The 12,815-nt window shown below is 46.7% G+C and carries 8 protein-coding genes; all 8 read right to left on the bottom strand.

Annotated elements, in window-relative coordinates:
• On the bottom strand, positions 1-94 hold a 94-nt coding region (locus CHX35_RS08905), incomplete at its 3' end, for a helix-turn-helix domain-containing protein (RefSeq protein WP_140413582.1).
• Between the two features lie 193 nt (positions 95-287).
• Entirely contained in the window at positions 288-2,306 is a 2,019-nt protein-coding gene (gene tkt / locus CHX35_RS08900; protein WP_091836688.1) for a transketolase, read from the bottom strand.
• Between the two features lie 205 nt (positions 2,307-2,511).
• Complete coding sequence (gene dtd, locus CHX35_RS08895) at positions 2,512-2,976, bottom strand: D-aminoacyl-tRNA deacylase (RefSeq protein WP_091836687.1); 465 nt, start codon at positions 2,974-2,976, stop codon at positions 2,512-2,514.
• 29 nt (positions 2,977-3,005) lie between these two features.
• On the bottom strand, positions 3,006-5,153 hold the full coding sequence (locus tag CHX35_RS08890; protein ID WP_091836686.1) for a RelA/SpoT family protein: 2,148 nt from the start codon (positions 5,151-5,153) through the stop codon (positions 3,006-3,008).
• 82 nt (positions 5,154-5,235) lie between these two features.
• Entirely contained in the window at positions 5,236-5,607 is a 372-nt protein-coding gene (locus CHX35_RS08885; protein ID WP_091836684.1) for a hypothetical protein, read from the bottom strand.
• 228 nt (positions 5,608-5,835) lie between these two features.
• Positions 5,836-9,381 carry a UvrD-helicase domain-containing protein gene (locus tag CHX35_RS08880; protein WP_091836683.1) on the bottom strand — a complete coding sequence of 1,182 codons (3,546 nt, stop codon included), beginning with the start codon at positions 9,379-9,381 and terminating at the stop codon, positions 5,836-5,838.
• Positions 9,382-9,398: 17 nt separating this feature from the next.
• Positions 9,399-12,617 carry a PD-(D/E)XK nuclease family protein gene (locus tag CHX35_RS08875; RefSeq protein ID WP_091836681.1) on the bottom strand — a complete coding sequence of 1,073 codons (3,219 nt, stop codon included), beginning with the start codon at positions 12,615-12,617 and terminating at the stop codon, positions 9,399-9,401.
• 61 nt (positions 12,618-12,678) lie between these two features.
• On the bottom strand, positions 12,679-12,801 hold the full coding sequence (locus tag CHX35_RS18010) for a hypothetical protein (protein ID WP_281252070.1): 123 nt from the start codon (positions 12,799-12,801) through the stop codon (positions 12,679-12,681).
• Between the last annotated feature and the right edge of the window lie 14 nt (positions 12,802-12,815).

The following is a 12,815-nucleotide window of genomic DNA, read 5'->3' as shown; positions in this document are numbered from 1 at the left end:
GGTTAAATACAAACCGACTACATCCAATGGATTTGTTAATGAGAATGGCTTGTTCCTTTGTTGGATACAAACGAAATTGAAACGCTTTGTGCATGAGTTCACCTCCCTTGTACTTAATTATATACGGGGATGGTTAGACTTACGAGAGGGGAAAATGTCCCTCCCTCGTCTAACGCGCCGATTCATCCCCCACTTGTAGAAGTTGGGAGTATTCTCGGCGCAATTAAAATAAAACCCCTTCGTCAGCATCACGCTAACGAAGGGGGTCATGGTCATTATGGAGTTGTTTATGCTTTCATTACACGCTCTGCATGGGTAACCACGTTATCTACATTAAATCCATACTTCTCGAGTACCAGGTTTCCAGGGGCTGAGGCACCAAAGGTATCGATCCCAATGATCGCACCCCTGTCACCGGTTACTTGTTCCCAACCGACGGGATGAGCCGCTTCGATGGCGACTCGTGCAGTCACTGCATGAGGAAGTACTGACTCACGATAAGCCTCTGGCTGTTGCAAGAAGAGTTCACGGCAAGGCATGCTGACCACCCGCACGTTTACTCCTTGCTCAAATAACTTCTCTTGGGCTTCAATGGCTAAGCTCACTTCAGAGCCCGTAGCGATCAAAATTACATCCGGGGTACCCTCTGAATCCGCTAGCACATACCCACCCTTGAGTGCATTGCCAGTAGCTGCTTCCGCAGTGCCTTCAAGAATCGGAAGGTTTTGCCGGGATAGAGCCAAGAGTACAGGTCCATCATGACGATTTAGAGCATAACGGTATGCAGCAACGGTTTCATTCGCATCCGCAGGACGGAACACCTTCAAGTTCGGAATGAGACGCAAGGAAGGAATTTGTTCCACGGGTTCGTGGGTCGGACCATCTTCACCAACCGAAATACTGTCATGGGTAAATACGTACAAGACCGGTAGCTTGCTAAGCGCTGCCAATCGGATTGATGGGCGTAAGTAGTCAGAGAAGACCAGGAAGGTGGCGCCAAAAGGACGGACCCCTCCATGGAGTGCCATCCCGTTTAACGCAGCACCCATGCCATGCTCCCGTACACCAAACCAGATGTTCCGACCAGCATAATTCTCAGCATGGAAAACACCCTGATTCTTTAACTCGGTCTTATTGGAGGACGCAAGATCCGCTGAACCACCAAAGAAGGTAGGTACCCCTTGCGCAACCGCATTTAGCGCATCCCCGGACGCAGAACGAGTCGCTACCGCTTTATCCGTCGGCTGATATGTGGGAAGGGCTTCTTCCCAGTTTGCAGGTAGTTCATCCTGCATCACCATTTCCAACTCATGTGCTAAGGCAGGGTGAGACTCTTTATACTTCGCAAAGAGAAGATTCCATGCATCTTCCGCCTGCTCCCCAGCAGCTTTCAACCCCTGGAAGTGGTCGCTCACCTCCCCAGGAACATAGAAGGGCTCCTCCCATTCCCAGCCATATGCCTTCTTTACCTCTTCCCGCTCATCGGGTCCGAAGGGGGCACCATGAATCTTATTCGTACCACCAAGATTAGGACTACCAAATCCAATGGTCGTCTTCACTTCGATCAAAGTGGGTTTAGTCGTCTCCTTTTGGCCAGCTTCAATCGCTTGCGAAATGGCTTTAAGATCGTTCTCACCTTCAACGCGAAGGACTTGCCAGCCATAGGATTCATAGCGTTTTTGAATATCTTCACTGAAGGATTCTGCAAGATTCCCATCCAACGAGATATCATTGGAATCATAGAGAGCAATCAATTTTCCAAGCTGTAAATGACCAGCAAGGGAAGCAGACTCATGGGAGATCCCCTCCATCAAATCCCCATCCGAACAAATGGTATATGTAAAGTGATCGATGACAGGGAATTGATCTTGATTATAACGAGCAGCTAAATGCGCCTCTGCCATTGCAAATCCGACTGCGTTGGAAATACCTTGTCCCAAAGGACCTGTGGTCGCTTCTACCCCTGGCGTCCCATGATTGGCTTCAGGGTGGCCAGGAGTGAGACTACCCCATTGACGGAAGTTTTTCATCTCCTCCATCGATAACCCATAACCAAACAAATGTAATAAACTATACAACAATGCAGAACCGTGACCTGCTGACAGAATAAAACGATCACGGTCAAACCAATTTGGATTAGCTGGGTTATGTTTTAGATGACCCGCCCACAATGCATAAGCCATCGGGGCAGCTCCCATCGGCATTCCCGGATGACCGGAGTTTGCCTTTTCCACCGCATCGATGGATAACATTCGAATCGTATTGACAGCGAGTGATTCAAGTGAATGATCTCTTGTGTTGGACATGTATAATTCCTCCTTCATTTCTTTAAACAACTTTTCGGTAAAACAATACAACCAACCCTATATAGCATACCCTACCTGTTTGTACCTTGTCCCCATGGGACTATATGGATTCATTCTTCTCACCAGTGCAAGCGTATATCCAAAAATAGAGGGTAAAAAACACGGACCCTTCGAATTAAAGGAGAACGAGTAGAGGCATATCCCTTCAAGGAGAATCATCAACACTGTTATTGGGACTGTCGAGGATCAACGTCACTGGACCATCGTTTACAAGGGATACATCCATCATCTCCCCAAAAATCCCGGTCTCAACAGGTATTCCTCTATCTCTTACGACTTCATTAAAGCGATCATATAATCGGGTAGCCACTAGCGGCTTTTCTGCAGCCATAAAGTTAGGACGGCGTCCCTTACGACAATCGCCATATAAAGTAAACTGGGAAACCGATAGAATCGCCCCACCAGTATCCATGAGGGAGCGATTCATTTTCCCTTCTTCATCGGAAAAGATGCGAAGATGGATTAGCTTGTCCACCATCCAACGAATCTGTTCCTCACCATCTCCTTCTGTAAACCCGACCAGGCAGACCAATCCCGGTCCAATTTTACCCACAACTTCCCCTGATACCGTAACAGCGGCTTCCTTGGCCCGTTGTAGAACAATCCGCACAACCATCCTCCTTCAAAACAACAACCCAATTATTGCATGATCCGCCTAACACTATAGATGTCTCGTACACTTTTCACCTTATCCACAACGGATTGGAGGTGATTAATGTTGCGAATGGAGATACTCATATCGATTTTGGCCAGTCCTCTGCGATCTGCTCGGCCGCTCACCGCCGTAATCTCTACACCCGTAGAAGAAACCACCTGCAAGACTTCATTGAGTAACCCGGTTCGATCCAATCCAGATATCTCAATTTCCACATTGAAGGATTGATCAGGTACACCTTCCCACTCCACTTCTACCATCCGCTCCTCACCCACACCGTTAAGGTTCGCGCAGTCGGAGCGATGAACAGAGACACCCCGTCCTTGTGTGACAAAACCTTTAATCTCGTCTCCAGGTACTGGGTTACAACATCGGGAGAGGCGAACTAGAAGGTTATCTACTCCTTTTACTTTCACTCCACCCATACGACGACGGGTTGGCATCGATTTTACATCGGGTAGAACAGGCGGAGTCACTTCCTCGGAACGAAGCCCTTCAGTCAGCCGATTAACGACTTGGGTGGTGGATATCCCACCATAACCAACCGCAGCATACATATCCGTTTCATCTTGGAAGTTGAACTTGGAAGCAACCTCCTTCAATCGATCCACCGTCAACACTTCATTCGGGTCATAGTCATGTTTTTTAATTAACGCCTCAATCATCTCTTGCCCTTTTGTAACGCTCTCCTCACGCCGCTCTTTCTTAAACCAGTTACGAATTTTATTACGAGCTTGCGAAGATTGGACAATTTTTAACCAGTCTCGGCTAGGACCATAGGAGTGCTTCGAAGTGAGAACTTCCACAATATCTCCGGTTTTTAACTGGTAGTCTAAAGGAACAATTTTATTGTTCACCTTTGCTCCAATGCAGCGATGGCCGACCTCCGTGTGAATCCGGAAGGCAAAGTCAAGAGGTACAGATCCTGCTGGGAGTTCCAAAACATCACCTTTAGGAGTAAAGACAAACACGGCATCAGAGAACCAATCCATCTTCAGATTCTCAACAAATTCTTGGGCGTCATTGGTATCTTGTTGCAGCTCCAAGATCTCACGGAAAAACTTTAGCTTCTCATTAAAGGTAACCCCATCCGCTTGATTACCCTCTTTATAGGCCCAGTGTGCCGCGATCCCGTACTCAGCAATGCGATGCATCTCTTTAGTACGAATCTGTACTTCAATCGGTTCCCCCTTCGGTCCGATCACCGTCGTATGCAGGGACTGGTACATATTCGTTTTAGGCATCGCTATATAATCTTTAAACCGCCCAGGCATCGGCTTCCAAATCGTATGGATGATCCCTAAAACGGCATAACAATCGCGGATGGACTCAACAACCACCCGTACCGCTAATAAATCATAGATTTCATTAAACTGCTTATGTTGTTTCACCATTTTGCGGTAGATACTGTAAATATGCTTCGGACGACCTGAAATATCCGCGGTCAAGTTCATTGTCGTCAAGCGTTCACGTAGGGTAGCAATTACTTCGTCGAGATACTGTTCTCGTTCCGCTCGTTTCTTTTTCATCAAGTTAACGATGCGATAGTATTGCTGAGGATTAATATTTCGTAGCGCACTATCCTCTAACTCCCACTTAATCGTCGAAATCCCGAGACGATGAGCAAGCGGAGCAAAGATTTCTAACGTTTCCTTAGAGATACGTCGACGCTTTTCCTCTGGTAAGTACTTTAGCGTACGCATATTATGAAGTCGATCTGAGAGCTTAATCAAGATCACTCGGATGTCTTGCGCCATGGCAACAAACATCTTGCGATGATTTTCCGCTTGATGCTCTGCATTTGATTTATACTTCATGCGTTTCGACAATTTCGTCAAACCGTCTACGATCTGCGCAACGGTTTCTCCGAATTCAACTTCTAACATCTCCAAAGTCACGCCAGTATCTTCTACGACATCATGAAGAATCGCCGCCGTCAATGTGGTGGCGTCCATCTGTAAGTCGGCAAGAATCCCAGCGACTGCAACGGGATGGTGGATATACTGCTCGCCAGATTTACGAATCTGTCCTTTGTGAGCTTCCTCAGCAAAAAGGTAAGCTCGCTCCACCAATTCAAGCTCTTCTTGTTTTAAATAACGGCCTGCTTTTTTAAGTAGTTCCTCTATCGGCATATCTCACTCACCTAGGGGAGATTTAAAAAACATTTTCCCTATATTATCTACAAATGATTCCTAGAAGTAAAGAGGAACTCTTTTATCCCTCTGAATTATTGGGTTCCCGTTGCTTTTTACGAAGGCCTGCACGTAAACGCAAACGCATGAAAAACCAAGACCCAACAAGCGCCCAGACAAGAAGGAGACTATTTAATAGCGCTTCTCCCTCTTCTCCGCCACGAACCAATAAATACCCCGCCACAACAATACCACCGTAGGAAGTTAGTTCAAAAGCAAGGATTAAGCGTCGCCACACCCGATAAAGATATTCCCTGATTCTAATATCACCAGGGGTAAAAAGTTCCTTAAAAAAAATGAAGACCACAAACGCCATCCAGACAATAAAACCAGTAGTAACCAACCGGGCAAATGCACTAATTAATTGGGTAAAAAAATCACTGATCATTTCCATTTCTACTACTCCTTTTTTCCATTCACCATAATATATCGCTCGTCGATTACCAACGAACCAACAAACTCCAACAACTCGTCTCACCTATTTCCGCGACCAGTATTCCTAAATAGGGTAGGTATCTTTAAAACTTCATCCACGCCTTCCCTCCTTCCGTTTTCATACCATCACGTTGTATGAAAATGTATGTAGAAGGATCTACCTATCATACCATAGCAATCACTTACCTCATTCCTCAATGATTGCTCCTTCACAAATCATTCGATAAGGACAATAGGTGCACCGCTTTCCTGGCTGAGGACGAAAATGAGATGGATCTTCTTTCCCATGTAATAATTGAGCCCAAGTATCTAATTGCTGCCGTGCCTCATCCATCCAGCCCTCTGTGATCTCAAATACAATCTGTTCATCAGGGTGGAGAAAGTACAAGATTCCACGCGTGAGCTGAATTCCCCATTCTTCCCAGGCAGCCAAAGCATAGAGATACAGTTGCGGAAGGTATTCCTTTGCAACCTCAGCTACCCGCGGCCCTGACACATGATTGGTCTTATAATCAACAAGTTCCCATTCCCCTTCCGAAGTACAATGGATACGATCAATGATCCCTTCAATCTCCAGCCCGCGTGTGTGACCAATAAAACGAGCCTCCCGTTTTATACCCGTTTGATTGGAAAGATCACGATAGAAACGACTTCGACGATACGCTTCGATAAAAGGGTCGATCACCTTCATGGTTGCTAGATAATCTGACGGTTTCACGCCCAAATCGGCAAAAGTATTTTGATAAAGAGCGTCTCGCTCTTCCAAGGTGGTTGGTGATGGAGGAAGAATTTCTACCAATCGATGGATGATTTCCCCCTTCATGCGGGGATCAAGCTGAAATGAGGCTCTCTTGGTCCCCAATAGCTCATACCCTTCATGAGCCACCTCATTGGCCATTTCCGGCAATCCTAATAATTTCGCATAATAAAATTTACGGGGGCAATTAGCCAATACCGTCAAATCTGTCACGCTAATCACTTGAGAATCGACTGTCCTCCAACCTCGCCGTACCATCTGTGAAGGAATTTCGGTTTCTTCTCCTCCCTCCTGTTCATTAATGACGACGTCAGCTACTCTCCCCGCCCCTGTATCAAAAAGCTCCTCTAATTTTCCACTTTGCGGGGTCAGCAGCCGAATCGGAGGACCCTCCCACGTAGGGAATGTCCACCACCCTTCTTGTTGATCCATGGTGTTATATCCAAGTACCCCGTCCAACCATTTACTCCAGGTATCCGCTGTGGTAACTATCTCCCCGTGACTTTTTCCGTGATGCTCTTCAGGGGAGCCGCTTAATATTACTCGTTCTTCTGCCCGTGTCACTGCTACATAAAAGAGACGCACAAACTCTTCACGTGCCAGTTGCGCTTCTCGTTTCTTCATCAATTGCCAGCGATAGGTCTCCATACGAGAAAGGTCCACACCTGGCAAACAAAATACCAACCCACTTGCACGGTCAACTTTCACATCGGTTGTATCAGGAGGGAGTTTTCGTGAGAGGTCAGGAATAAAGACAATCGGGAATTCCAACCCCTTGGATTGATGTATCGTCATCAACTTTACACTTTCCCCATCTTCTGCCTCGATTTTCGCCTCCGTTTCCTTGATACCTGCTTGTATCCCTTGCTCAATCACACGACAGACGGACTGTACAGAATACGGAAACTCTCCTTGCCACTGACGAAGAAGTTGTAAAAACTTATCGACATTGGCAGCAACCTGTGGTCCATGATGAAGCCCCCAAGATACATGAAGGTATCCCGATTCGTAAACAGCTCGTTCCACAAGTTCAGCCACGGAAATCCGGCCACATAACCCCTGCCAACGGCTGAACAACTCTTGAAACTGACTCAATTTTCTCTGTTCCTCAGGAAGAAGTCCTTCGCTATCCAACCCTTGTAACCACTGCCGCTCCCATTCTTCCGAACGACTCATTCGATACAAGGTATCATCCGAAATCCCACAAAAGGGAGAACGAAGTACCCCTATGCATGCCAGTCGATCACTTGGATTAGCAAGGTACCGCAACAAATGATAGAGATCCAATATCTCTTGTCGCTGAAAAAAACCATCTCCCTTCGCTACATAGTAGGGAATTCCTTTTTGTTTAAGGGCGCGCTCTATCTCTTTCACATGGGTCATCGCCTGCAATAAGATCGCGATCGATCCGGGTAGTACTCCTTCGGTAAGTAGATCCTTAATGCGATCAGCAATTGCGTAAGCCTCCCACGCTCGAGGATCCTCCTCTACTTGTGTAGGGATAGGGAGAAACTCGATCCGCCCCTCTTCTTCTGAAACGCGATGAGCCCTTGTTTTACGGAAAAAGTTATCATTCCTTGGATCGGTAGACATCAAGCGACTAAATAGGGCATTGGAAAATTCCACTAAGGAAGCTTCTGATCGAAAGTTATCCAGCAGGGCTACCTCTTTTCCTCCTCCCCCCACCATCTCCTCTTTGGTTCTCCCAAAAACGGATACATCCGCCCCACGAAAGCGATAGATTGATTGTTTTGCATCACCGACCACAAACCATTTGCCAGGAATATGCTCCCCTTGGGGACCAGGTAAAAGAAGATCAATCAATTGTTTTTGTGATTCATTGGTATCCTGATACTCATCCACCATCAAATAACGAACGGACCCTCGAATCTTGTGAGCCACCTTCGGTGATTGTTGTAATAATTGAATAGTGAGAGACTGCAGATCATCAAAATCCAGCCCTCCGATCCATTGCTTTTCTTTTTTATATTGCTGATGGAGGCTTTCCATTCCCATAAGAAGATAAGAAGCAATTTCATCTTCTTCATGGATAAAGGCTAATCCTTCAGAAACAGAGAGAAGTTCCATATGAACTTCTTTTAACCGCTCCTTAGGAACGATGATCTCCTCTTTTTTCCCCCAGTTCCCTCTGAGTAGCGCTTTGATTTCCACTAAGGGGCCTATTCGGCCATGCGCATCGCCTTCAGACTGTAACGCTTTTTTTAAACGACCCCACTCCAACTGAAAACGGGTGCATAACTTCCCTCCCTTAAGTGAAAGCATCTCATCCCCAGCCATTAGTACCTGATTCAAAAGCTCCTGCTCAACCATAACCAACTGGTTCTTTGTCTGTTGTATATCCTTCAACGTAAAATCGGCGAGTTGTCCGGGTTCCCATCCATGGCTACTCATCTCTAGAGACAACTGATCCAATCGATCCTTTGTCCCTGTAATTCCCCAACGAAGTAGCAATCGTTCCATAGGAACGGAAGCCGGATGGGATGTCGATAACCATTCTGTCAGCATATTGGTTATTGCTTTCTGCCGTAATTGATGTGCCTCCCATTCATCCAACACACGAAAATCAGGATCAATTTTCGCCTGAACTGGAAATTCACGTAGCACGTCTGCACAAAAGGAATGAATCGTCGAGATTCGTGCCCGCTCCATATCGGAGAGAATTTCATACCATCGATCCCCTTCAAGGGTATGGCCTTTTTCCTGGGCCAAGCGTAATCGTAAGGTAATTCCCTCTCTCACTCTTTTAATCATTTCTGTAGCCGCTTTTTCGGTGAAGGTCATCGCAACCACTTTGGATAAAGGGTCATCCTCCATTAAATGTCGCTGTAAAATCGTCAAATATCGCTCCACTAATACGCGCGTTTTACCCGAGCCCGCTCCAGCCGATACGATGCAATCCTGATCTAAGCAATGAACGGCTTCTTCTTGTTCTGCAGTCATCTGCCATTCCGCCATCTTGGCTGCCCTCCCTTCTAGTGATCATATGCCTTCACTCGACAGATCCCACGGTATGAACAATGGGATGGACACTCCCATGTCGGCTCTACTGCAAAATCTCCGCGACTAACCCGATCCAATCGCTCGGTTACTTGTCCCCGAATCTGATTCATGATTTCATCCCACTCTTCTTCTGAAAACAGTCCAGCAACTCGTCCACTAATCCCAGCTGACTTCGCCTCTTCCTTTCTCCATAATCCTTTATTCCGATTATCCATCGGAGGTTGGCCATTCTTCCCTCTACCTGCCGTAAAAAATGAGATTCCCAACGCTTTTCTTTCATCGAAGGAGAATTCTTTCTGCAGCGCCCATAGATAAAGGGGTAATTGAAGATAAGCGCCGGCTTTCATTTGTGTGACATCCGGTGCATTGCCGGATTTGTAATCGTACAAAATATATCGTCCCCGATCATCTTGATCGACTCGATCCACCTTGCCTCGTAAACGGATGTGCTTGCCATTGGCAAGCCCCAGAGTGATTGGCTCTTCTTTGGAGGCAGGGTCGACCTCCCCTTGGCTCCGATGCACCTCATCCATTGGCATACCAAAGGAATATTCCAGTAGCATCGGCCGAAAATCTGCCACATCCTCTTGTTCTCGCCAATGCCACTCATGTTGAATCATCCCAAGCATTCTCCGTATTAATCTCGATTGTTCGATATGAAGGTGATGAGGATTCCTTGCTTGCTGATCGTTACTTACGAACTCTTGCCATACCCCATGGGAAATCCGGGTAAGAACCTCTTCCGCGACCTCCAATTGCGGAAGTCCGCCTATGCGATATCGATCCCAAAACCGGCAAAGGATACGATGCATCAATTCTCCTCTCTCCATGGGAGTGATCCCCTCGTCGTCGTCTGGGGTTGACGAAGTATGTAGCACCCGTCTCGCAAAAAAATGAAAGCGACATTGCATCAGCTCATTTAATTGGGATACACTCCATATGCGATTCGTCATATCTTCCGTGGTGCCCCACACACTTGGAGAAAGGTAGCCTTGATACACCGAACCTTCTTTTCCATCTTGGCGCTCTTTTTCAACACGAATTTTCTCATCGATTCCTTCCATGTAGGCAGGCATCTTTTCTCGCATCCCTTTGATGATCGAACGAGCAACATCGTGCTCCCTCTTCGATTGGTTACCCGGCTCCGTTTGACTTAGAATAGCAATTCCACGTTCCAATCCTTTATGGAGGGAAGTACATTCTTGCCACGGCAAAGGCATCATCTCCGAGATGTCCAATATTGACTCAGACAAGCCCCCAGGAGGAAACAAACGTTTTACTTCATCGAGGTAGGGAGAGGGAAGGCGTTTCTTTCCTTCACCATTACTTGCTGGATAGGAAAAAACTATCGTTTCTTCTGCAGCACATACACTTTGAAAAAATGGGATTAATTGACGTAAGCGTTGCTCACGGGCGAATGCTAACTGAACCCCCTCGCTTCGCAATCGCTCACGCTCGTCATCTGAGATTAACCAATCCTCTCGAATCGGCCGTGGCCACTCTCCTTCAACGCACCCAAATAAGAAGACCCCTCGATAACGATCCCCACGAATCTGATTGGGTTCAAGAAGATGAACACCCCCTCTTCTACCCGGCTTCCTTTCCACCTGTTTTGCTTCTGTCGCTTGTTCCAACGCAGAAATAAATTGACGATGATCACACAATGGGTCGCCAAATACTCGATGTTCAAACATTTCTTGCCAAGTTACCATGATTTCTTTCAGAGCAACCCATGCCTTCCACTCCTCTGCTAGCAGGGGTAAGAGCATCGGATCCTGTGCTAAAGAACGCTTTCGCTCTGGGTCATCCAGTGGTTTTACCCATCCTTGAAACCAATTGATCCACTCCACCCATGATTGGGGTTGCTGGGGGACTGCTTCCATCCACCGAAATACGTCCGTTAACGCCCTTAATTCTTCAACGCTAATCTCCCAATTTTCCAGCTCATCTTCAGTAACCCCCTCGATGCGCTGCGTCAGCCTCTCACTTCGCACAGGGGATCCTAGTCGTTTCCAAATGACTGTCCAGGATAGCCTCGTCCTTCTTTCGGACAACCACGGAAGAAATGGACTCTCTAGCACAAGGGGAATCCCCCTCTCTTCCATTCCTTGTAAGGATAGTGCGGCAACAATCATTTGTATCAGCGGATGTTCACGCAATGGGCGGGACCAGGAACGTGCACAAGGGATTCCCGCCTCTTCCAACGCAGGAAAGAGAAGCGGAAAATAAATGCTTGCTTGATTGGTCACCAAAGCAACTTCTCCTAATGGCGAATCACTCTCTTCTAACCATCGCTTTAAACGCGCAACCATCGAGGTAACTTCTTGTTCCACCCCTGGCGCTGCCAACACTTTCACGTCTGAAGATTCTACTTGTTTGGGTTCAGACGAAAAAATCTGTTGAGCTAAATGGGTAAGGGAATCCCGTCGCTTTCCTGCTGAATGACAAGACCTCTTTTCCATATGGAATCCACGTTTCTTCAGGCGATCACATAACTCTTTCGTTTCCTTAAACAAGCGAGGTCGCTTTTCATCCCATGCTAAGTGCAATTCTACGGATACTCCAGCGGTCACCAATTGAATCAAGAGTTGCTCTTGTAGGAAAGAGAGATCAGGAAAATGCTCAGCAACTACCCGGTCAGGGAGAGAAATTGCTTGCCTTCGAATCCCATCCATTACTAAAAAGTAAGGTTCCTCATGATCAAGTAGACCTTGCTGCTTTAGTAGACGATCATAGGTTTGAAACACACGCGCCAACTCAGGGTAACCCTCTCCATGGTCTTTCCAAAGTGCCGTCAATCGGTCTGGACGAATACCTGCTCGCTTTAATTCACCGATGCGCGCTTCTACTTTTTTAAGCCATCCCTTATGATCGGTCATCCCTTGAAAATAACCAGGGTTTTCACATATTCCTTCCTCTACTGCACGACGCGCTAACCATTCCTGTTCCATACGCGACATAAAATGGCCCGAAGATGAAGGCAATAAGCCTCTCACAAAGGCATCGAAGGTGGTCAGGTGTACATCCTCTCCAGAGAAGCCCCTGTGATGGAGTAGACGCTTATATTCACCTAATGATTGGGCACTTGGGATGAGATACACAACCCCTTGTTCCTCTTGGATATCTAGATTTGATAAGCTCATCCCGCGAACAGCTTCAATGGCAGGATGAAGTACAATCCGAGCCGACAAACTATTTCACCTCTCTTCTTGAAACCAACTTCTCGATACTGTCTCATCTACACAGGATATCCTACTTACCACGCTGACAAAAGAACTCTTGTACGCCAATCTGAATGATTCCAAATGCATCGCATGTTTCTCTAAGTAAAAAAACCGGTGTAACCCCTTCGGGTTGCATCGGTTTTTCTACCATTCATTCAGAACCAT

This window comes from Marininema halotolerans, from assembly GCF_900116235.1.
Lineage (GTDB): Bacteria > Bacillota > Bacilli > Thermoactinomycetales > DSM-45169 > Marininema > Marininema halotolerans.
The sequence above is the reverse complement of the archived record's forward strand: the minus strand, read 5'-3'. Positions and strand labels throughout refer to the sequence as shown.

What these genes read in the sequence shown, in the direction of transcription:
- CHX35_RS08890 (WP_091836686.1), bottom strand. Translation starts at nt 5,153, where the DNA reads ATGCCGATAGAGGAACTACTTAAAAAAGCAGGCCGTTATTTAAAACAA.
- CHX35_RS08885 (WP_091836684.1), bottom strand. Translation starts at nt 5,607, where the DNA reads ATGGAAATGATCAGTGATTTTTTTACCCAATTAATTAGTGCATTTGCC.
- CHX35_RS18010 (WP_281252070.1), bottom strand. Translation starts at nt 12,801, where the DNA reads ATGGTAGAAAAACCGATGCAACCCGAAGGGGTTACACCGGTTTTTTTA.
- tkt (WP_091836688.1), bottom strand. Translation starts at nt 2,306, where the DNA reads ATGTCCAACACAAGAGATCATTCACTTGAATCACTCGCTGTCAATACG.
- CHX35_RS08880 (WP_091836683.1), bottom strand. Translation starts at nt 9,381, where the DNA reads ATGGCGGAATGGCAGATGACTGCAGAACAAGAAGAAGCCGTTCATTGC.